The following is a 21451-nucleotide window of genomic DNA, read 5'->3' on the forward strand; positions in this document are numbered from 1 at the left end:
GACCGGTCGGAGCGCGCCGGCGGTGAGGGCGGGATCTCCGAGGGAGCCCGCCCACGGCCGGCGGCACACAGCGAACGAAAGGTAATGATGGTGAAAGCCACTCAGACCACTGGCCTGCACGACTTCCTCGAGCGTCAGCGGTGGTTCACGGGCAAGGGCAGGGAGTTCACGATCGAATCCGCCCACCCGCTGAGTTGGCTGTCCGAACCCGGTGCCTGGCCCGCCGTTCGGGTCGAGCTGGTCACCGTTCGGTACGCCGACGGCAACGGCACCGCACTCGACGTCTACCAGGTGCCGTTGTCCTACCACGACGAGCCGGCCGAGCTGCTCGCCCATGCCGCGGTGTCGGAATGGGAGGAGCCCGATCTCGGCGGCGTGCCCGTCTGGGTCTACGACGCCCTGCACGACAAGGCCGCGACGGCGTTGCTCCTGCACGGGCTGCTCGACGACGTCGTCAAACCCGACCTGGCGTTCCACCGGCTCGGGACGATCGAGGTCGCGCGGGACGAGTCGTCTCTCGTGCTGACCGCCGAACAGAGCAACACCTCCCTCGTCTACGGCGAGGACGTCCTGCTCAAGGTCTTCCGTCGCGTCCACCACGGCCGCAACCCCGACATCGAGGTCCACGAGGCCTTCGCGCGACACGACTGCGGCAACGTCGCCCGGCTCTTCGGCTGGCTGGACGCCGAGTGGCCCGACGCCGACGGCAAGCGGGCGCGCGGCGACCTCGGGATGTACAGCGACTTCTTCCGGACGGCCACCGACGGCTGGGAGCTCGCGATCACGAGCGTGCGCGACCTCTACGCCGAGGCCGACCTGCACGCCGACGAGGTGGGCGGCGACTTCGCCGGCGAGTCGCACCGGCTCGGTGCCACCACTGCCGAGGTCCACGCCGACATGGCGCGCTACCTCCCGACCGGAGAGTGGGGCCCGGAGGAACTCACCGGCCTGGCGGCGGCGATGCGTGGTCGGCTCGCCGACTCCGTGGCCGCCGTACCCGCCCTGGCGCCCTACGCCGGCGGACTCCGCGACGCCTACGACGACCTGGAGCGGTCGGTCGGCTCCATGCCCGTCCAGCACATCCACGGTGACTTCCACCTCGGCCAGGCCATGCGAACGGTCGGCGGCTGGCGGATCATCGACTTCGAGGGCGAGCCCGCCCGGGCCTGGGAGGAGCGCGGCACCCTCGACTCGCCGATCCGCGACGTCGCGGGAATGCTGCGCTCCTTCGACTACGCCGCGCAGCACCTCCTCGCCGACCACGACCGCGCCGACGAGCACCAGCTCAGCTACCGCGCGGCGGAGTGGGCGGAGCGCAACCGCTCGGCGTTCTGCGAGGGCTACGGCGAGGTGGCGGGCATCGACCCGCGCGACCACGCCGTCCTGCTGCGTGCCTACGAAACGGACAAGGCGGTCTACGAGGTCGTCTACGAGGCACGCACCCGCCCGGACTGGATCGGTATCCCCCTCGCGGCGGTGCGCAGACTCGCCGGCTGACCAGTCCGTAGCCGATCAGAGTCCGTAGCCGATCAGAAGAAAAGGTGCACCCGGATGTCCGATCACCGCACCACGTCCCAGCCCACCAACGGCTCGGCGCCGGCCACCGGCTCCAAGCCCGTGGCTTCCTCCGCGGGCTCGACGGTCGGCCGGGAGGAGATCGACCGGCTGCTGGCCGGCGCCCACCACAACCCGCACACCTTCCTCGGACCGCACCCGCACGAGGGCCGCGTCCTCGTCCGGGTGCTGCGCCCGATGGCCGAAGGGGTGGTGGTCCGGGTCGGCGACGAACGGGTCGAGCTGGCCCATGAGTACTCCGGGGTCTGGACCGGCGTACTCCCCGGCGAGCGGGTCCCCGACTACCGCCTCGAGGTGACCTATCCCGACGACGTGACCGTCCACACCGACGACCCGTACCGCTTCCTGCCCACGCTCGGCGAGGTCGACCTGCACCTCATCGGCGAGGGCCGGCACGAGAACCTCTGGCAGGTTCTCGGCGCCCACGTCCGCGAGTACGACACACCCGGCGGCACGGTGACCGGCACGTCCTTCGCGGTGTGGGCCCCGAACGCCGAGGGCGTCCGCGTCGTCGGCGACTTCAACTTCTGGGACGGCCGCGGCCATCCGATGCGCTCGATGGGCGGCAGCGGTGTCTGGGAGCTGTTCGTTCCCGACGTGGGTGACGGTGCGCTCTATCGCTACGAGATCCTTGGTCGGGACGGCCTGCGGCGGCAGAAGTCCGACCCGATGGCGTTCCGCACCGAGACACCACCAGCCAACGCCTCGATGGTGTTCCACTCGACCTACTCCTGGGGCGACCAGGAGTGGATGGCCCGGCGGTCCACCGCGCAGACCCATGCCGAACCCATGAGCACCTACGAGGTCCACCTCGGCTCGTGGCGGCGGGGCCGCACCTACCGCGAACTCGCCGAGGAGCTGGTCCCCTACGTCGTGGAGATGGGCTTCACCCACGTCGAACTGCTCCCGGTGATGGAGCACCCGTTCGGTGGTTCCTGGGGTTACCAGGTCTCGTCGTACTTCGCGCCCACCGCGAGGTTCGGAGATCCCGACGGTTTCCGCGCCCTGGTCGACGCGCTGCACCAGGCGGGGATCGGGGTCATCCTCGACTGGGTCCCGGCGCACTTCCCGAAGGACGACTGGGCGCTCGCCCGCTTCGACGGGACTCCGCTCTACGAGCACGCCGACCCCCGCCGCGGCGAGCACCCCGACTGGGGCACGCTCATCTTCGACTTCGGTCGCCGGGAGGTCCGCAACTTCCTGCTGGCCAACGCGTTGTACTGGCTCGAGGAGTTCCACATCGACGGGCTGCGGATGGACGCCGTCGCCTCGATGCTCTACCTCGACTACTCCCGCGCCGAGGGCGAGTGGACGCCGAACCAGTACGGCGGCCGGGAGAACCTCGACGCGGTGAGCTTCCTGCAGGAGGTCAACGCGACCTGCTACCGCCGGGTGCCGGGCATCACGACGATCGCGGAGGAGTCGACGGCCTGGCCGGGCGTGACCCGGCCGGTTCACCTGGGCGGGCTGGGCTTCGGCTTCAAGTGGAACATGGGCTGGATGCACGACTCGCTCGAGTACCTCCGGCACGAGCCGATCTACCGGCAGTACCACCATCACCAGATGACGTTCTCCCTCGTCTACTCCCACTCCGAGAACTTCGTCCTGCCGCTGTCCCACGACGAGGTGGTGCACGGCAAGGGATCCCTGCTCGCCAAGATGCCGGGCGACCGCTGGCAGCAGCTCGCCAACCTGCGGGCCTACCTCGGCTTCATGTGGGCCCACCCGGGCAAGCAGCTGCTGTTCATGGGCGGAGAGTTCGCCCAGGCGGCCGAGTGGGCCGAGTCGCGCGAGCTCGACTGGTGGCTGCTGGAGCACTCCGAGCACCAGGGAGTGCGCCAACTCGTCCGCGACCTCAACGCCGCCTACCGGGCCGCCCCGGAGCTGTGGGCCACCGACCACGTCTCCGAGGCGTTTTCCTGGATCGACGCGAACGACGCGGGAAACAACGTGTTCAGCTTCCTGCGTACCGGTCCTGACGGCACGATCACCGCCTGCGTCGCGAACTTCGCCGCCGTGCCCCACGCGCAGTACCGCCTCGGGCTGCCGTGCACCGGCATGTGGCACGAGGTCGTCAACACCGACGCGCGAACCTACGCGGGGTCGGGCGTCGGCAACCTCGGCACGCTGCCCGCCGTACCGGAGAGCTGGCACGGGCGGCCGGCGTCGACCAGCCTGACACTCCCGCCACTTGGCACACTCTGGCTCCGTTACACGCCGACGTCGTGACCGGCGTCCTCGCCGCGGACACGACTCGGCCCCGGCGGGGTTACCGCCGGGGCCGAGTTTCGTGCGGGCCGCGGACTGTGGATGCGCCGCGGTCAGGTCTCGAGGTTTCGAGTGATCAGGGATCGGCGGTTCGGGCGACGCGCACGGGATCCCCGGACGAAACGAGCGGGTTCAGGTCAGTAGGCCTCGACGCCGGCACGCGGCGCTTCCAGCCGGTCGGCGAGCCGAGCCAGTCGAACGCCGGTGCCGCGAAGCGACCGGACCATCCACCGGTTCCTCGGCTGCGCGACGCGGTGGGCCGAAACCCTGGTCCGCTGCTCGAGCCGTTCGGTGTAGTCGTCGGCGTAGTTAGCAATGGCAGGCCACATGGTGTTCTCAGTCTCCATAGGTTGCTGGTGTTTGGTCGAGGTGAGGGGTGTCCTCACGACCAGTCACACGCCTCCACGCAAGGCGTCTTCGTTGACCCCCGACAGTGATTTCCGGTCTTGCTCTGTGTGTTCGCAGGACTGGTCACCACTTCGATGGTGACGTGGGAATGTGCCGGCGAGGTTTCGCCGGAGCATCATCTGGATGCACTCTCCCGACCCGTTACGTGCCAACGCCGTAAGCCGGCGCGGCATTCCGAACGGCCGCGAAGTCTTCGCGAGACATTTCTCGACGACGGTCCGGATCGTGACCACATAGTAGTCGGAGCAGGAAGTCACGATCTCGGCCACCCTCGGCCGCACCGTTCCAGGCTTCCACACCAGGTGGACGACGTCGACCGGATTTCGGCGAGCACGGCGTCGAGCTGACGGCAATGCTGTCAAGGAACGCTTGCATCGCCGGGGCGGGGCCTGCCAACACGTCGGTGGCCATAGCCCGCTGCTCGCGGGCGGAGCGGATCGCGGAAGATACCCGCATGCGGTTCGGCATCCTGGGACCCACCCGCGCGTGGCACGAGGACGGCAGCGAGGTCGCCCTCGGCGGCCCGACTCGCCGCGCCCTGCTGGCCCTGCTGCTCCTGCGTGACGGCACGGTGGTCCCGCCGGACCAGCTGATCGACGACCTCTACGGCGAGGACGTGCCCGCCGGTGCCGCCCACGCCCTGCAGTCCCAGGTGTCGCGGCTCCGGCAGACCCTACGAGCGGATGCCACCATCGAGCGCCTCCCCACCGGGTACCGGCTGAGCGTGGAGAGCGACCGAATCGACGCCGTACGGTTCGAGCGGCTCGCCGACGAGGGCCGGGAGGCACTCCTCGCCGGCGAGGCCCGTGCGGCCGCGGAGGCGCTCCGCACCGCGCTCACCCTGTGGCGTGGACCCGCGCTCGCCGACGCCGCTGAGGCGACCTCCGCCCGGCCGCACGTCGCGCGGTTGGAGGAACGCAGGCTCGCCGCCCAGGAGGACCGGATCGAGGCGGACCTGCGGCGAGGCGCCGCGCGCTCGGTGCTGCCGGAGGTACGGGAGCTCGTCGAGCATCAGCCGCTGCGCGAGCGGCTGCACGTGCTGTTCATGCAGGCCCTGCGAGCCGAGGCCCGGCAGGCGGAGGCGCTGGCCGTCTTCGAGCGGATCCGGCACCGACTGGCCGACGAGCTCGGAGCGGACCCGGGTCCCGAACTCGCGGAGGTGCACCGGGAACTGCTTCGCGGCGACCGGCGTCCGGCCGCGCCGGTACTGCCGGCACAGCTCACGACGTTCGTCGGCCGGGACGACGACGTACCCGGTGTCGAGGCGCTGCTCGGCAGTGCCCGGCTCGTCACGCTGGTCGGACCGGGTGGCGCCGGCAAGACCCGGTTGGCCATCGAGGTCGCGAGCCGCCTGTCCGACACCTGTTTCGTCGAGATCTCCCCGCTGCGTGACGAACGCGAGCTGCCGCCGGCGATCCTCGCAGCGCTCGGCCTGCGAGACGGCGGGCTGTTCGCACCGGGCAGCGGGACGACGCCCGTCGACCGGCTGGCGGCGGCCCTCGCCGATCGGCCGCTGCTGCTCGTCCTGGACAACTGCGAGCACCTGGTCGAGCCCTTGGCCGCGTTGGCCCAGCGGCTGCTCGCTGGCGCACCGGGCCTCCGCGTCCTCGCGACGAGCCGAGAGCCCCTCGGCATCACCGGGGAGCACCTGTGGCCGGTGGGCCCACTCCCCCTCGCCGCCGCCACGCGGCTCTTCGCCGACCGGGCGGCCGCCGTACGTCCGGGCTTCGTCGTCGAGGATGCCTCGGCCGAACTCGTGCGCCGGATCTGCGCGGACCTCGACGGCCTCCCGCTCGCGATCGAGTTGGCCGCCGCCCGGATGCGCGGCCTGGAGCTCACCGACCTGGCCGGCCGGCTCGACGACCGGTTCCGGCTGCTGACCCGCGGCAGTCGTACGGCGCAGGCCCGCCACCGGACGCTGCGGGCGGTCGTCGCGTGGAGCTGGGATCTGCTGTCGGAGGCCGAGCAGGTCATGGCACGACGCCTGAGCGTCTTCGTCGGCGGGACGACCGTCGAGGCCGCCGCACGGGTCTGCGGCTTTCCCGACGCGTCCGAGGCGGAGGATCTGCTCGACTCGCTGGCCGACAAGTCGCTGCTGGACGTCACGAGCGGGCGCTATCACATGCTCGCCACCATCCAGGCGTACTGCGCCGAACGCCTGGACGCCGCGGGCGAGACCGAGCGGCTGGACCGGGCGCACGCCGGCTACTTCCTCGACCTCGCCACCACCGCGGAGCCCCACCTGCTGCGGTCCGAGCAGCTGGACTGGCTGGCCGTCCTCGACGCCGACCAGGAGAACCTCCAGGCCGCCCTTCGGCGGCGCATCGAGGTGAGGGACGTCGAGGTCGCGATGCGGCTGCTCGCCACGCTGTCGTCGTACCTGTGGATACGGGGTCTGCGTGGGACGGTCGCGGGACAGGCCGTGGCGCTCCTCGACCTGGTGGGCACCGATCCGCCCGCGGGCCTGGAGGAGGCCTACATCCTGTGCGGACTGTCGGCCGCGGCCGACAGTGCGGGCCGGGAGGCGTGGAGCCGCCACCGCCCGGCGGCCGAGGCCCTGCTGGCCGGCCGGCCCCGCCACCATCCGGTGATCACGTTCGTCTGGCCGATCCTGAACGCGGGTGCGGCCGATCCGCACGTCGCCCTCACGGTCATCAAGGCCGGCATGGCGAGCACCGACCCCTGGGAGCGCGCGGTCGCCCAGCTCGTGTGGGGCTACCCGCACCTGACCTCCGGCGACCTCGGCGCGGCCGAGCGGGAGTTCAGCGCCGCCCTCGCCGCCTTCCGCTCGGTCGGGGACCGCTGGGGTACGGCCGTCGCCCTGGACGCACTCGCCGGCCTGAGCGCCATGTGCGGTGACCATGCGAGAGCGCTTGCCCTGACCGACGAGGCTCTGTTGCTCGCCGAGGAGCTGAACGCGACCGAGGACCTCGCCGACCTGCTGTGCAACCGGGCGGACTACCGCCTGCGCGCCGAAGCCCTCGCCCCACCGGGTCGGGAGAGCCTCGCGCTCGCCCGAACCGACTACGACCGCGCGGCGGAGATCGCCCGCCGAGCCGCCCACCCCACCTATCTGGCCGCCGCGCTGCGCGGACGGGGTGACATCGCGTGGCTCGAGGGCGACCTGCCGACCGCGCGACGGTGCTACGAGGACGCGCTGGCACGGTTCGAGCCGCACTGGATCAAGAGCATCGGCAACCGGACGAACGCCCTGTTCGGGCTGGGCCGGGTCGCCGTGCAGGAGGGGGACCTCGCGCAGGCGCGGGAGCGGTTCCGCGCGGCGGTCGAGGTCGCGGCGTTCGGGGGCCCTCTGCACGAGTGCGTGGATGCGGTCACGGCGTTGGCGGAGATCACCCTCCGCGAGGGCGACGCCGTGACGGCGGCCCAACTGCTCGGAGTCGCGGCGGCGTTCCGGGCCGTCGTGGTCGACCACGACCCCGTGGTCGCCCGGGTCGCCGACGCGGCCCGGACCGTGCTGGGCGCGTCCGGGTACGACGCGGCCTACAGCGCGGGGTCGCGCCGAAACTACGGCGAGGCGCTGCGCCTGCTCGGGGTGCCCGAGTCCGTCATCGCGTCCTCGCCGTACACCACCCTCGCCGAGCAGGACTGGCCACCGCCGTCCTGAGCCCGCGAAGACAGGGACCAACGGGTCGGCGGTGGGTCACGCACCAGCGCGCCCGCCCGCGGTGAGCGTTTGGTGCGCGCCCGGTGAGCGCCGCCGGACAGGCTCCCCGCCATGAACACACACCAGCGCTCCGAGCCCGAGCAGGCCATGAGCACCCAGGCCACGCAGCCCACGAACGCACCGGCCGGCGCCGGGAAGAGCGTCCTGATCTCCGGGGCGAGCGTCGCGGGACCCGCACTGGCGTACTGGCTGTCCCGGTACGGCTTCCGGACCACCGTGGTCGAACGCGCTCCGGCCCTGCGCGAAGGCGGCTATGCGGTCGACTTCCGGGGTACGGCCCACCTGAGCGTGCTGGAGCGGATGGGCATCCTGGGCGACATCGAGGCGGCGCGGACCAACATGGGCGCGATGTCGTACGTCAACGACGCCGGCCGGAGGATCGCGAGCATGCCGGCCGACCTGTTCGCCGGTGACGTCGAGATCCTCCGCGGCGACCTCGCCCGGATCCTCCACGACGCCACCAAGGACCGCACGGAGTACGTCTTCGGCGACTCGATCGCCGACCTGGCCGAGGACGAGAACGGTGTCGAGGTGTCGTTCGAGCGCGGCGCACCCCGCCGCTTCGACCTGGTGGTCGGTGCCGACGGGTTGCACTCCCGGGTGCGCGCGCTCGCGTTCGGCCCCGAGCAGTCCTTCGTCCGGCCGTCCGGGCTGTCCTGCGCGATCTTCACCACCGCCAACCACCTCGGACTCGACCACACCGGCCTCGCGTACCTGAACCCCGGCAAGATCGTCACCATGTACAGCGCGCGTGGCAACACCGAGGCGAAGGTGGTGTTCTACTTCGCCACGGCAGGGCGACCCGGCGCCGATGCCGCGCCCCACCACGACCGCCGGGACCTCGAGCAACAGAAGAAGATCGTCGCGCAGACCTATGCCGGCGTCGGTTGGGAGACGCCGCGCCTGCTCTCGGCCATGTGGGACGCCACCGACTTCTACTTCGACTCGATCAGCCAGGTCCGCATGGACACCTGGACCCGAGGCCGGGTGGCGCTGCTCGGCGATGCCGCCTGGTGCCCGTCGCCGCTGTCGGGCATGGGTACGGGGCTGGCCGTGGTCGGCGCGTACGTTCTGGCCGGTGAGCTCGCGGCCGCCGCCGGCGACCACCGAACGGCGTTCACGCGCTATCGAAGCGTCATGCGCGACTACGTTCTCGGCTGCCAGAAGGTGGGTGAGGGCGTGGGACGGTGGATGGTCCCCGACAACAGGTTCATGGCGTGGTTCGTCAACCAGAACTACCGACTGCTCCCGTACGTTCCGTGGAAGGGCCAGATCGCCAGGTCTGCCAGGAAGACCGCCAGCGCGATCGACCTCGCGTCCTACGGATCGACCGACCTGACTGGCGTGACCGGCTGGCCGCGATAACCTGCCCAGCGTGGCCGAACCGGATCCCGTGCACCCGACCCTGAGCGATGGTGTGGTGAGCCTGCGTGCCCTGGAGGCGGAGGCGCTCCTGCACAGCTTCATCGTCCTCGCCGAGGACGGCCCCGTCGGCCAGCTCGCGATCCAGGAGCTGGGCGACGCGGTGGGCCAGCTCACGTGGGCGACGGACCAGTCCTACCAGCGGCGCGGCTTCGCCACCCGGGCCGTCCGGCTGGCGACCGACTACGCCTTCGGCGCGCTTCGCCTCGACCGGGTGCAGGCGGAGGTCGACGCCCGTAACCACCCGGCCCTGCGCATCGCCGCCCGGGCCGGGCTGCGGCGGGAGGGTCTGCTCCGCGGATACCGCACCATCGAGGGCGAGCGCCACGACCGGGTGCTGCTCGCCCGGCTCGCCAGCGACCCGGGACCCGAGACGCAGGCCGGCTTCATCGGCCTTGTCAACTCGACCTTGCCACGGACCAGGTTGATCGCCCACGTGGTGATCCGCGACAACCAGGGCCGGATCATGCTCGCGGAGACGACGTACAAGACCGACTGGGAGCTGCCCGGAGGGGTAGTCGAGACGTTCGAGTCGCCCCGCGAAGGTGCGGCCCGCGAGACCTGGGAGGAGCTTGGCATCGAGCTCCCGATCGGCAAGCTCCTCTGCGTCGACTGGTTGCCGCCGTGGCGGGGCTGGGACGACGCGGTCGAACTGCTCTTCGACGGCGGCATCCACGGTCCTGAGTTGCTCTCCCGGCTCACGTTGCAGCCCCGGGAGATCCGGCGGGTGGAGTTCTGCACGCTCGAGCAGGCGCGCGAACGCTGCCTGCCCGGCACCCACCGTCGGCTGGTCGCCGTCGTCGGAGCGCCCGAAGGCCGCGTCCTCTACCTCGAGCGCGGCGCCCCGCCGGGTTCGACCGAACCCATCTTCTGAACGGGCGAGCCGAGGAGGCGTCGCGTCAGCGCGTCCCGGTCGGCGAGGAGTTCGTCCAGCGCCATCCGCAGGTCGCCCGCCTCCACGCTCACGGGCTCACCGTTGGAACCCGCCACGCCGTCGCGCTCGACCGCGAACAACACGGCCCGTCGCATGAGCTCCTTCGCGAACGACGCGGTGGTCCCCTCAGTTCTCGTCACGGCTTCGCTGAGTGCGTGCTCGTCCGTCCGGGTGTTCCCGGCGTAGAGCCCCATCAGCCGACGGCGACCGTCGGCGTCGGGCAACGGGATCTCCACGGCGAGGTCGACGCGGCCCGGGCGCTGCGCGAGGGCGGGCTCGAGCAGGTCCGCGCGGTTGGTGGTGAGGAGGAAGGCCACGTCCGCCTCGTCGGTGAGCCCGTCCATCTCGTTCAGCACCTGGAAGAGCAGCGGGTTCTCCATGCCAAGGGACATGTCGCGGGCCTCGGCGACGAGATCGCAGTCCTCCAGAACGACGAGCGCGGGCTGGAGCATCCGGGCGAGCGTGCATGCCGCACCGACGAACTGGATCGACGTGCCCGCCAGGATGACGACGGTGAACTCCGGTAGCCGCGACAGGAGATAGCGGATGGTGTGGGTCTTTCCCGTACCCGGCGCGCCGTGGAGGAGCAGGCCGCGCCGCAGGTGCTGGCCGGCGCCGCGCAACCGGTCGCGGTGCCGGGCGACGCCGACGATCTGTCGCTCGACCCGATCGAGCAGCCCCGCGGGCAGGACGACCTCCGCCGACCCCATGGCCGGACGCCGGTGGAAGCGCAGCGGTCCGGTCCCATGCCCGAAGGCGTGTCCCTCGAACGACAGCACCTTGCCGCGGAACGTGTTGTGTTCGAGGATCAGCTGGCGAAGGCCCTGGAAGAGCACGTCGGCGGTGTCCCGCCCACGGCAGAGCACCTCGAGGTTGACGGTCGAGGACCCGTGCCGCTCGCTCGGACCGCGGACCAGGACGGCGTAGGGCTCGTCGTCCCTCCGGCCGAGCACGAACCCGAAGTTGACGCAGGCGATCTCGTCGTCGACTCCGACCGCCACCTGGGCGAAGTCGACCTGGCCGACGGCGAGCCCACCGCCGAAGCCAGCCAGGTGGAGCAACTCGGTGAGGTCATGGCCGTGCCGATGGGGCAGCGCCACACCGACGAGTTCGTAACCGCTTCCGGGCGTCCCGAACCAGCGCTCGAGCGCGAGGTGCGCGTTGGCGTGGTCCCAGGCGGGGTAGGACGTCTCGAACACCGGCAACGCGCGCGGGTCGGTGCCCAGGTGCGCCTGCAGCACGTCGAGCAGGAGCGGGCCCCGCGGCCTCGGATCCTGGTGGACCACTTCCTCCAGGAACCGGCGGAAGATCTGGACGAACTCCGCGACCCGCGGGTCGTCTGTGGCGTGTGCCTTCGAAGTCTCCACGGCTCCCCCATGTCGACGCCGTTGGATGTCTCCACTCAGGCTAGCCAGCCTCCGGGGGCGTTGCCATCCACCGCGCTCCGGGCGCGCGCTACTTCATCTCCGCCGAGGCGAGCGAACGGTCGACGCCGAGCAACCGCACCTTGCCGTTGCCCTGGTCCTTCGGCGGCACGAACGCCGCCACCTGCCACACCCAGTTCGTCCGCAGGAAGGCGGTGGGGGCGGCGACCCCGGTGTAGGCGGCGACCGCGTCGGTCCGCTCGAACTTCAGGCTGCCGGTCTTCATCGCGAGGTTCTCGGTCTCGGCCAGGGTGAAGAGTTCTAGGCCGCCGCCGTCGGTGGTGGCCAGGGCGCGCACCGACGTCACCTCGAACTTCTGGTTGTAGCTGAACGCCGAGGACTGGCTCTTGTTCTGGGCGGTGGCCTGCTGGGAACGCGTGGTCTGTGTATGCGGCTCGAATGCCCGCGCCTGGGGAGCCGTCGGGCCGTCGGCGAGGAGCGCGGCGTAGGCGATCGCGACCTTCGACGGCGGGCGGACCAGCGTCCCGCCCGTCTCCTGCGAGACGTCGACCGCGGCGCCGTCACGGGTAGCGAGCGGAGGCAGGTCGACTCCCTCGTCCAGGTCGACCGAGACCGCCTTCTTCCACAGTGCGCCCGCCCGGGGGCGCAGGACGAGGCCCACGGTGGGTCGTGCCGCCTCGCCCGTACTGGAGACCGTGAAGAACCAGACGGGGTACTTCTGAAACTTCGGGAGGTAGACCTTGGAGCCGGTGTGGGTCGGGGCGCTGGCGGGCTTCTTGTTGTCGGGGTCGAGTCGCTTCGCGATCTGGAACTCCGCCTGGCTCGCCTGCAACAGCGGACCGGACTCGACGGAGGTGATGAGCTTGTCGTTACGGCCCGCCGCGGCCCGGCGGGTCACCTCGTCGTAGGTCCGCAGGAAGGTGCTCGTCGCGTCCGCGCTCGCCGGTGACCAGACCGGCGCCTTGCCGGTCTTCTCCTGCGGCAGGGAGACGCAGCCCGTACCGGTCGCCGCCAGGGCGACCACGAGGGCGCCGAACGCGATGCGCCGGGTCAGCCGCGCCTGACCGGCTCCGGCTCGCGCTGCGACGCGAGCGCCCCACCTGGGCGTTGGCAGACCCGGCCTAGCCATGGGAGTCCCCGTCCTGCTGCTTGGTCGTCGGAAGCACCGGGCCGACCGGACCCGGAAGCCAGGCGGGCGGATCGTCGTAGTCCGCGCCGAGAGCGACCTCGCCGGAGGCGGTCATCCCGGCCGGCCGGGCGTCACGAGCGGACGCCGGGTCCGGCCTGGCCTCCGCCGAACGACGGTCGCGGTCCGCGGCGTCCACCGCTGGAGCGAGGTCGGCCGGGCCGGGCGTGGAGCGCACTTCGTCGACGCCGACTTCGGTGGAACCGCGGGCGATGCGTCGGCCGGTGTATTGCACCTGAGCCGCTGGACCGGCGGCGGGGGCCGGCTGCGACCGCGGAGGCTGGCGGTCCGCGTTCGCGCGTTGTCCCTGTCCCTCCTGCCGCTGAGGTGACCCGCCCCGCTGATTCTGACCTGGACCTGGCTGACCCGGACCTGCCTGGCCCGGACCTGGCTGACCCGGCGGGGCACCGGGACCGGGCCGACCGTCGCCACCCCGCTGGTCCCCCGCGGGCGGGGGATGCGGGTCGGACGCGCCGCGGCGACGACCGGTGCCGGCGGGCCGCCAGGGCAGGGCGCTCGCGGAGTCGAAGCCAGGTGGGGCGGCCCCGAACCGCTCGGGCTGTTGGGGTTCGGGGGTGCTCCAGCCACGGCCGTCCGTGCCTGGGCGCGGCTCCGACGGCTGCGGCTCCGACGGGCGCGGCCCAGGCGGTGGGGACTGCTCGAAGGAGGGCGGGCCGTACGGGGATCGTTCGAACCCGGGTGGTCCGGCCGGGGTCTGGGGCGCATAGGGCCCGGCGGGCGGCGGCGCGTACGGCGTTCGACCTCGCGGGGCCTCGAACGCCTCCACGGCGCTCCTACCTCCGGAGCGCTCCGGCTCGGACTCCCGCAACGGCAGCAGGCCACCGACGGAGGCCGGGGCTTCGTCCGGCGCACCACGGGACGGGCGCTCGCCGGCGTTCCAGAACCCGCTCTGGTCCCAGGCGTCGCGGCCGTCCCAGAGCAGCGAACTCTCGTCGTCGTCCCCGCGCCGACGCCGGCCGCGGGAACGCCCCCGCACCAGCAGGAGGATCGAGCAGGCAAGCAGCAAGACGCCGACGCCTAACGTCACGAGCGAGGCGCGGAAGGCGCCCTTCACCTCGATGCCGACAGTGGCGTGTGCCTCGACGCCCGCGCGGCCGTCGGCGTTCATCACCGCGAGGTCGTAGGGGCCGTCGGACATGTCCCAGGACAACGTGCGGGCGCCACTGCCGGACGCCGTGGTCACCCACCAGTCCAGCCGGGTCGGCGGGACGACACGAGCGGCGCTGCCGTCCACCTCGCGGGTCCGCACCGTGGACGGATAGCCGAACTCCACGATCCTGGTGTTGGCGGAGCGCTCGAGATAGCTACTGAGGTCGACGTCGTGCGCGACACCGACGAAAAGCTCGGTGCCACGCCTGACCGGCTCGACCGTCACGACGAGCCGGGAGCCGTAGTAGTCGATCAGGTCCGGCGCGGTCGCGATCGCCACGCCCTTGCTGGTGAGCGTCTGCGTGCGCGCGCTCACGATGTCGTCGGGCCCGACGAGCCAGAAGGCCGCCAACCCACCCGCCCCGGCAGCGGCCAGCCCGAGGACTCCGACCAGGACACCGGCGACCATCCGGAAGACACGCATGCTCACAAGCTGACCCCGATTGATAGACCCTGCTGGGCCGTAAGCGTAACCAAGCACGCCGGGCCTCCGCCTGCCCCGGCGTGCTCGCGGTGGACAACCGAACTGCCCGCCGAACCGACGGCCTTCGTGGGCCGCCCCAGGAACGACTCAGAGCCAACTCAGGACGGACTCAGGAGGCTCAGAACAGTGCCGAGCTCAGCTCGCGACGCGCGGCGCGGACGAGCTCCTCCTCCGACCCGATGGCCTCGAACAACTCCAGCAGGTGGACGCGCAGGGCGTCGCGCTCGTCCCCGCTGGTCCGCCGGATCGCGTCGATGAGTCGCCGGAAACCCTCCTGCATGCGCCCGTCCGCGACGTCGAGGTCGGCGGCGAGGCTCTGCACCTTCGGCTCGTCCGGACTGGCGGCGGCGTCGGCCCGCACCTGGGCGGGATCGACGTCCTGGATCCGACGCAGCAGCTTTGCCTGCGCGAGCCCACGCTTGGCCTCGGCGTCGGCCGGCGCCTGGGCGAGCACCTTCTCGAACGCCAGGACCGCTCCATCGAGGTCGCCCGCGGCGATCGCCGCGTCGGCCTCGGCGTAGCGCGGGTCGCCGGCCTCCTCGTCCTCGACCGGTGCGGGTTCGCCCTCGACGGGGTCGATCGTGCCGGTGACACCCTGGGCGACCGCGAGCCGGAGCAGCTCGTCGATGAACTGCCGCACCTGTGCCTCGGGCAGCGCTCCCTGGAACAGCGGCACCAACTGGCCACGGACGACGGCGACCACGAGCGGGATGCTCTGGATCCCGGCGGCCTGGGAGAGTCGGGGGTTCTCGTCGACGTCGATCTTGGCGAGCAGGAACTTACCGGCGTAGTCCGTCGCCAGCCGCTCGAGGATCGGGCTCAGCTGCTTGCACGGCTGGCACCAGGTGGCCCAGAAGTCGATGACCACCGGCACCGTGGCCGACCGGTCGACGACGTCCTGCTGGAAGGTCGCCTCGGTGACGTCGATGACGTAGCCGCCGGGTGCGGAGCCGGCGGGCGCCCCGCCCCGGGCACCCGAAGCGGCGGCCGACGGAGTGGACGAGGCCGCGAGGCCGGACAGGTCCACGGCACCGTAGCGCGAGAAGTTTCCGGTCATGGCTTCGATTCTCCCCGACCAGGGCGATGCTGCCCACACAGGGCCTCGGGGTGTCTTGCCGGATCTGGCCGGGATCTCCCGATACGCCGGTCCGCGCCGGACCGCTCGCGCCCGACGCCCCCTCTCAGGCGTCCGGTCTACGCCGGATCCGGCCGGTCACCGTCGGCGGAGACCACCGGCGCGGCGGGCCCGGCCGGGGAGTCGGGCCGGGGACCCTCACCCAACGGCTCCGGACTACCACCCTGGGCGACCTCGACGGGTTCGGCGCCGGCGGCGTCCACCGCCGCGACAGCCACGCCATCCGACCCGGCTGGTTGGGTCCCCTCCTCATTCGGCTCCGGCGCGGGGACGGTCCGGGACCGCGTGGCGAGCAGAACCTCCGCGAGGCCGGCCCGGCTCGCCGCCACCGCCACCATGTCCCCCGCCCGCAGCGGGGTCGCCGGGTCGGCCGTCCAGTTCCAGTGCCGCCCGACCGCCCGGTGGGCGAGCAGCCGTACGGCGCCCTCCCCGGCGAGCGACCCGACCGGCTCCCCCTCGACCTGGCAACCGGCGCCGACCGACACCTCGGTGACGAGGAGCACGCGGCGTCCCGCGGGGACGGTGGCCTCGACCCGGCGCTCGAGCATCTTCGCCGCGAACTCCGGCGCCGCGAGCATGGACACACTGCGGGTGGCCCCGAGTCCGAGGCGTTCCTCCACCCGCGCCGCGAGGTCGTGGTCGAACAACCGCAGCACGATCCGCGCCTCGGCGTTGCGTTCGCGGGCGTACAGGCCGGCCTGCAGGTTGGCCACGTCGTCGTTGGTGACGGCGACGAGCGCTCGGCACCGGTGCAGCCGGGCTTCGTACAGCATCGCGTCGCTGCTGACGTCGCCGATCAGGACGGGTATCCGCAGCGCCCGGGCGGCGCGGACGCCGGGCTTGTCCTGGTCACGTTCGATGGCGACCACGTTGAAGCCGCGTTCGTGCAGGCGTTCGGCGACACCGGTACCGACCGTGCCAAGCCCACACACGACGACGTGGCCGCGGGGCCGACCCCGCAACACGTTCAGCGAGCGGGCGAGCGACGTGCCGACGAACGCGTCCACGATGGCGGCCGTGAGCAGGGAGACCATGACCAGGCCGAGGAGTTGGACGCCAACCCCGACCAGGCGAACCCACGGAGCGGCCTCGGACAGGCGCGAGTCGTCGAACCCGGTCTGGGTCACCGTCGAGACGGCGATGTAGAGGGCGTCGAGCCAGTCGATCCCCGAGGAGTGGTCGCGCGGCCACCACAGTCGCAGCGCGAGACTGCCGAGTGCGATGAACGCGAGCATCGCCACACCGACGCGACGCAGCCGGTGGTCGAAGATCCTGGCGAGGTCGGTGAGGAAGTCCTCGACGCGCGGGTGCACCCGACGGGGCGGCCGCCGGATCCCGGAACCCAGCACGATCCGGGTCGACCGGTTCCGCGACTCCACTCGCGGCCAGGTGGGGCGTCCGTTCGTACTCGCCGTCAGCAGTGGCCGGGAGTTCTCCGCGTTCTCGGCCGGGATCAGCTTGGTGGGGCCGTTGCCGGGCACCACGGCGAGGTCGGCGAGTGCGGGCTGGGAGATCAGGTCGGACGGGCCGACGGCCACCTCCCGCCCGGCCACGTTGACCCACCGCACCTCGGACTCGTCCAGGGCCGCGGCGACGAACGCCGGCGCGGCCATCGCCGCCGCCGAGACGATCGTGCTGTGCGGGACCAGGCGTTCGAGGTAGTCGCCAAGGCGCGGGTTGGTGACGTGGACGACGAGCCGGATCGTCGGGTTGAGCTCCTCTGCGGTCAGCGCCGCGTGGACGTTGCCGAGGTCGTCGGCCGCGAGCAGTGCCAACGCCCGCGCGGTGGGAACTCCCGCCTCGCGCAGCGCCGAGACGTTCGGTCGGGCGGCCTCGACGAGGGTCGCGCCCAGTGCCGCGATCTCCCGGGCGTGGTCGGATCGCACGTCCGCGACGACGACCGTGACGTCCTCGTGGACGGCCCGGAGCTCTTCCACGAGTCGTACGGCGGTGGTGTCGGAGCCACAGACGACGTGGTGGCCGAGAACCGGTCCGAGGTTCGCCCTGTCCGCCTCGCCTCGCTCGCCCACCTCGGAGTGGTCGACCGCGTCGCCCGGCCCGCCTGCACGGCCCGCACCGCCACCGTCGGTCCCCCGCGACTCCTCCGTCGTCGACACGCCGCTCCTCACCCTCGAAGTCCCCCTGGCGTCAGCCGCGGCCGCGGCTCAGGCTCGCGAGCTTAGATTGTCCCGCGCCGCGGTGAGCAGCTCGTAGCTGCGCCGCAGCGCCGGGTACAGCTCCCGGTAGACGGCGTAGTAACGCTGGTACGCGGCATGGCGTTCGGCGTCGGGCTCGAACCGCCGCACACTCGCGGCGGAGGCCCGCGCGCGTTCGGACACGGCAGCGGCCAGGTCTCCCACCAGCCCGACTCCGGCCGCCGCCACCATCGCCGCACCGACCGGGGCGCCGCGCGTGTGCGGTGACACCTCGACCGGCAGACCGGTGACGTCGGCCTTGATCTGGTTCCACGTCTGCCCCTTCGCGCCGCCGCCCACGCTGCGCAGTGTCGCGGGTCGCAGGCCGAGCCGGCCGAGCTCGTCGAGGTTGTGCGCCAGGCCGTACGCCGTGCCCTCGAGGATCGCCCGGACGACGTCGGCCCGTCGGCTCGCCATCGACAACCCGACCAGCGCGCCACGTGCGTCGGCGTCCCAGATCGGGGAGCGTTCCCCGAGGAAGTACGGCAACAGGACCAGGCCCCCGCTTCCGACCGGGGCCGTTCCGGCCAGCGCGTCCAGGGCGGCGAAGGCGTCGCCGTCCGCGCGGGCGAGCGGTTCGGTCGGCGACCCGAGGAGCGATCCGGCCAGTCCGCGCTCCCGGTCGCCGAACTCGTCGCGGAACCAGCGCAGGATCCCGCCGGTCGACACCATCGACCCGTAGACGAGGTGGTGGCCGGGCACGGGGTAGGGCAGCACGCTCATCGCGCCGAGCGCGTCACGGCGCAGCCGATCCGCCTGGAACGCCGCGTTCACCACCGTCGACTGGCCGGTCATCTCGCACAGGTCGCCGTGTCGGGCGAGTCCGGCCTCCAGGCCGGCCGCGGCTCCGTCGACGGCGCCGGCCACCACCGGCGTACCCGGCAGCAGGCCCGTGGCCCGGGCGGCCTCGGCGTCCACCCGCCCGACGACGGTGCAGGGGTGGACCGCCTCGGGTAGCCAGCCGCCGGGTACGCCCCACAGGTCGAGCAGCGGCTGCGACCAGCGTCCGCTGTCGAGGTCGCCGAGCAGGGTCAGGCCCTGGTGTCCGGTGTCGCAGGTCGGTACGCCGGTGAGCCGGTGGACGACGTACCCGTTGGCCATCAGGACGGTCGCGCCGCTCCGGCGTACCTCCGGGTGCGTGGCCAGCAGCCAGGACAGTTTGGGTGCGGCGAAGTAGGCGTCCAGCCGGTTGCCGGTCGCGGCGACGACGTCGGCCGCCGCGTCGAGGCGTGCGGCGCACTCACCATGGCCACGGCGGTCGAGCCAGAGCAGGGCGGGACCGACCGGAGATCCGGAGCCGTCCAGGACGACGACGCTCGGCGCCTGACTGCTGACGCCGACGCCCTCGACGTCGACGGGCGCGACACCCGCCGATCCAAGGCAGGCGGCCACGCAGCGAGCACTCGCCTGCCACCAGTCCTCCGGGTCCTGCTCGGCGCCGTTTCCTTCGACGTAGCGGGTGGGGTACTCCTCCCCCGCCTCGGCGACCACCCTCCCGTCGCGGTCCGTCAGGACCGCCTTGACACCGGTGGTGCCCACGTCGACTCCGACGACGACGCCGCCCATCGCCCACCTCCGTCCGGCCGCCCGGATGCGGGCAGATCGCTGCGGTTCCCACCCGCGGTCGACGGGCTGGTGTCCAGCATGCCGAGGGATCCCGTTTAGCAGCGGGTTGGTGCCCGGCACTGGCCGCCGGCGGACGACTCAGCGGGCCCGGTCGCCGCGGCCCACCAGCCCGGCGTCGTGGGCGAGCAGCCCCGCCTGGGTCCGGTTCTCGCAGTCCAGCTTTACCAGCATCCGCGAGACGTAGCCCTTCACGGTTGCTTCGGACAGGTGCAGCCGCGCTCCGATCCGGGCGTTGGACATGCCCTCGCCGAGGCAGGCCAGCACCTCCACCTCGCGCTCGGTCAGCCGGTCGAGGAGCGTGCGGGCACGGTCCTTCACGGCGTGGTCGCCCGCGGACGCGGAGACCAGCCGGCGCGCGGCGTCGGGTGAGAGCACCGTGTGCCCGTCGGCCGCGACCCGCACCAGCCCGATCAGGTCCTCCGGCGGTGTCGACTTCACGAGGAACCCGGTGGCGCCGGCACGCAGTGCCCGCAGGACGTACTTGTCGGCGTCGAAGGTCGTCAGTGCCACGACGGAGGGGCGTTCGGCGAAGGTGTTGATGCGCTCGATCGCGGTGAGCCCGTCGACACCCGGCATGCGAAGGTCCATGAGGACGACGTCGGGACGATGTCGCAGGACCGCCTCGACAGCCGCAGCGCCGTCGTGGGCCTCGTCGACGACCTCGATGTCCTCCGCCGAACCGAGGATGGTCCGCAGGTGCGCGCACACCATCGGCTCGTCGTCCACCACGACCACGCGAATCATCGCACCGCCTCCGCTGTCGGAACGTACGCCGGCAGGCTCGCCGTCACCTCGAACCCACCGTCCGGACTCGGACCGGCGTCGAGCGTCCCACGGACCAGCTCGACACGATTGCGAAGCCCTTCCAGGCCCGCTCTGGAGCCGGTCGCCGCGAGGCCGGCGTCGACGACCCCGACCGGCGCGGTGTTGCGGACCGCGAGGTGCACGCGATCGGGGTCGTAGCGGACCACGACACCGACCTCGGCACCGGGCGCGTGCTTGCGCACGTTGGTCAGCGCCTCCTGGACGATGCGGTACGCCGTCCGGCCGACGACGGGGGACGCCCGCGTCGGGTCGCCCTCCTCGACGAGTTCGGTCGGGATGCCCACCGAACGGGACTCGGCGGCCAGCGCGGCGATGTCCGGCAGCGCCAGCTCCTGTCGTCCGGAGTCGTCGTCGGGATCCGTCCGCAGGATCCCCACCAGGTCGCGTAGCTCGTCGAGGGCCTGGCATCCGGCGGCGCGGAACTCCTCCGCCGCCCGCCGGGTCTCCTCGTCGGTGGCCCGCACCCGTAGGGCGCCGGCGGAAAGCACCATCAGCGAAAGCCGGTGGGTCACCACGTCGTGCATCTCGGCGGCGATCCGGGCCCGTTCGTCGGCCCGGGCCTGGGCGGCCAGAAGGTACTGCTCGCGCTCGGCGCGTTCGGCCCGCTCCCGGAGTACGGCGATCAGGCTCCGCCGCGCGGTGAAGTACAACGCGAGAAGCGGTCCGACGGCCGTCCGCAGCAGCGCCACGGTCAAGATGACCATGGACGGGTCCCACGGTCGGGCGGCCACCAGGGTGAGGATGCCGACCAGGATCCAGCCCGGCCGGCGGATCGCGGCGTACCTCACCGGGAGGTAGGCCACCAGCACCGCCGACATCGGCGGCCACACGACGATCTCCCCGGCCGGCTCTCCCAGCGCACCGACGAGGATCAGCATCGTGACCAGCACGCTGAACCCCGTGACCGCGGCAAGGACCGCGAGTGGCGCCCGCCGCCGAGCCACCAGGCCGGCGTTCACGACGGCCTGCAGCACCAGCATCGCCCACGCGAGCGATCCGGGCCGCTCCGGCCACCATGAACTCCCGGCCAGCGTCAGGCCGGTGTCCAAGGCGACGAACCCAGCGGCGAGCGCGGCGTCGCCCAGCCGCGAGGCGGGCGACAGGGGGCGGTCGTCCACCCGGTCCTCCACGCATCTCACCGCGCAAAGGTAGT

Annotated in this window: 14 protein-coding genes; 5 read left to right on the forward strand and 9 right to left on the reverse strand. The window is 72.2% G+C overall.

Annotation, left to right across the window (positions count from 1 at the left end):
- The first annotated feature begins 87 nt into the window (after positions 1–87).
- Both HEB94_RS40435 and glgB read left to right on the forward strand, forming a co-directional pair.
- Entirely contained in the window at positions 88–1497 is a 1410-nt protein-coding gene (locus HEB94_RS40435; protein WP_238361752.1) for a maltokinase N-terminal cap-like domain-containing protein, read from the forward strand.
- A 54-nt stretch (positions 1498–1551) separates the two neighbouring features.
- Positions 1552–3804 carry a 1,4-alpha-glucan branching protein GlgB gene (gene glgB, locus HEB94_RS40440; RefSeq protein WP_192754730.1) on the forward strand — a complete coding sequence of 751 codons (2253 nt, stop codon included), beginning with the start codon at positions 1552–1554 and terminating at the stop codon, positions 3802–3804.
- A gap of 176 nt (positions 3805–3980) precedes the next feature.
- Here the strand turns inward: glgB and HEB94_RS40445 are convergent, their stop codons facing one another.
- Positions 3981–4190: a hypothetical protein gene (locus tag HEB94_RS40445; RefSeq protein WP_192754731.1), complete on the reverse strand. Its 210-nt coding sequence runs from the start codon at positions 4188–4190 to the stop codon at positions 3981–3983.
- Positions 4191–4705: 515 nt separating this feature from the next.
- Between HEB94_RS40445 and HEB94_RS40450 the strand changes: the two genes are divergently transcribed.
- From HEB94_RS40450 to HEB94_RS40460, 3 genes are all read left to right on the forward strand, one after another.
- Entirely contained in the window at positions 4706–7876 is a 3171-nt protein-coding gene (locus HEB94_RS40450) for an AfsR/SARP family transcriptional regulator (protein ID WP_192754732.1), read from the forward strand.
- Positions 7877–7987: 111 nt separating this feature from the next.
- On the forward strand, positions 7988–9301 hold the full coding sequence (locus HEB94_RS40455) for an FAD-dependent monooxygenase (RefSeq protein ID WP_202896805.1): 1314 nt from the start codon (positions 7988–7990) through the stop codon (positions 9299–9301).
- A gap of 10 nt (positions 9302–9311) precedes the next feature.
- Positions 9312–10232, forward strand: coding sequence for a GNAT family N-acetyltransferase (locus tag HEB94_RS40460; RefSeq protein ID WP_192754733.1), 921 nt, complete (start codon positions 9312–9314; stop codon positions 10230–10232).
- Here the strand turns inward: HEB94_RS40460 and HEB94_RS40465 are convergent.
- The 8 genes from HEB94_RS40465 to HEB94_RS51705 all read right to left on the reverse strand — a co-directional run bounded on the left by HEB94_RS40465 (position 10184) and on the right by HEB94_RS51705 (position 21416).
- On the reverse strand, positions 10184–11659 hold the full coding sequence (locus HEB94_RS40465; protein WP_337918274.1) for an ATP-binding protein: 1476 nt from the start codon (positions 11657–11659) through the stop codon (positions 10184–10186). The genes HEB94_RS40460 and HEB94_RS40465 overlap by 49 nt on opposite strands.
- Before the next feature lie 88 nt (positions 11660–11747).
- Positions 11748–12806: a DUF8094 domain-containing protein gene (locus HEB94_RS40470; protein WP_192754734.1), complete on the reverse strand. Its 1059-nt coding sequence runs from the start codon at positions 12804–12806 to the stop codon at positions 11748–11750.
- Positions 12799–14457 (reverse strand): hypothetical protein, encoded by a 1659-nt coding sequence (locus HEB94_RS40475; protein ID WP_192754735.1) that lies wholly within the window; start codon positions 14455–14457, stop codon positions 12799–12801. Before HEB94_RS40475 ends, HEB94_RS40470 begins: the two co-directional genes overlap by 8 nt.
- A 178-nt stretch (positions 14458–14635) precedes the next feature.
- Positions 14636–15574 (reverse strand): tetratricopeptide repeat protein, encoded by a 939-nt coding sequence (locus HEB94_RS40480; protein ID WP_192754736.1) that lies wholly within the window; start codon positions 15572–15574, stop codon positions 14636–14638.
- A gap of 137 nt (positions 15575–15711) precedes the next feature.
- Positions 15712–17769, reverse strand: coding sequence for an NAD-binding protein (locus HEB94_RS53925; RefSeq protein WP_192754737.1), 2058 nt, complete (start codon positions 17767–17769; stop codon positions 15712–15714).
- A 48-nt stretch (positions 17770–17817) separates the two neighbouring features.
- Positions 17818–19413, reverse strand: coding sequence for a xylulokinase (locus tag HEB94_RS40490; RefSeq protein ID WP_192754738.1), 1596 nt, complete (start codon positions 19411–19413; stop codon positions 17818–17820).
- A gap of 138 nt (positions 19414–19551) precedes the next feature.
- Complete coding sequence (locus tag HEB94_RS40495) at positions 19552–20217, reverse strand: response regulator transcription factor (protein ID WP_192754739.1); 666 nt, start codon at positions 20215–20217, stop codon at positions 19552–19554.
- Positions 20214–21416 (reverse strand): histidine kinase, encoded by a 1203-nt coding sequence (locus tag HEB94_RS51705; protein ID WP_202896806.1) that lies wholly within the window; start codon positions 21414–21416, stop codon positions 20214–20216. Before HEB94_RS51705 ends, HEB94_RS40495 begins: the two co-directional genes overlap by 4 nt.
- Positions 21417–21451: the final 35 nt, after the last annotated feature.

Source organism: Actinopolymorpha pittospori, assembly GCF_014873875.1.
Lineage (GTDB): Bacteria > Actinomycetota > Actinomycetes > Propionibacteriales > Actinopolymorphaceae > Actinopolymorpha > Actinopolymorpha pittospori.

Bases quoted from the DNA above. Each gene is read 5' to 3' on its own strand.
- HEB94_RS40470 (WP_192754734.1), bottom strand. From the start codon at position 12,806: ATGGCTAGGCCGGGTCTGCCAACGCCCAGGTGGGGCGCTCGCGTCGCA.
- HEB94_RS40495 (WP_192754739.1), bottom strand. From the start codon at position 20,217: ATGATTCGCGTGGTCGTGGTGGACGACGAGCCGATGGTGTGCGCGCAC.
- HEB94_RS40435 (WP_238361752.1), top strand. From the start codon at position 88: ATGGTGAAAGCCACTCAGACCACTGGCCTGCACGACTTCCTCGAGCGT.
- HEB94_RS40450 (WP_192754732.1), top strand. From the start codon at position 4,706: ATGCGGTTCGGCATCCTGGGACCCACCCGCGCGTGGCACGAGGACGGC.
- HEB94_RS40475 (WP_192754735.1), bottom strand. From the start codon at position 14,457: ATGCGTGTCTTCCGGATGGTCGCCGGTGTCCTGGTCGGAGTCCTCGGG.
- HEB94_RS40480 (WP_192754736.1), bottom strand. From the start codon at position 15,574: ATGACCGGAAACTTCTCGCGCTACGGTGCCGTGGACCTGTCCGGCCTC.
- HEB94_RS40445 (WP_192754731.1), bottom strand. From the start codon at position 4,190: ATGGAGACTGAGAACACCATGTGGCCTGCCATTGCTAACTACGCCGAC.
- HEB94_RS40455 (WP_202896805.1), top strand. From the start codon at position 7,988: ATGAACACACACCAGCGCTCCGAGCCCGAGCAGGCCATGAGCACCCAG.
- HEB94_RS40490 (WP_192754738.1), bottom strand. From the start codon at position 19,413: ATGGGCGGCGTCGTCGTCGGAGTCGACGTGGGCACCACCGGTGTCAAG.
- glgB (WP_192754730.1), top strand. From the start codon at position 1,552: ATGTCCGATCACCGCACCACGTCCCAGCCCACCAACGGCTCGGCGCCG.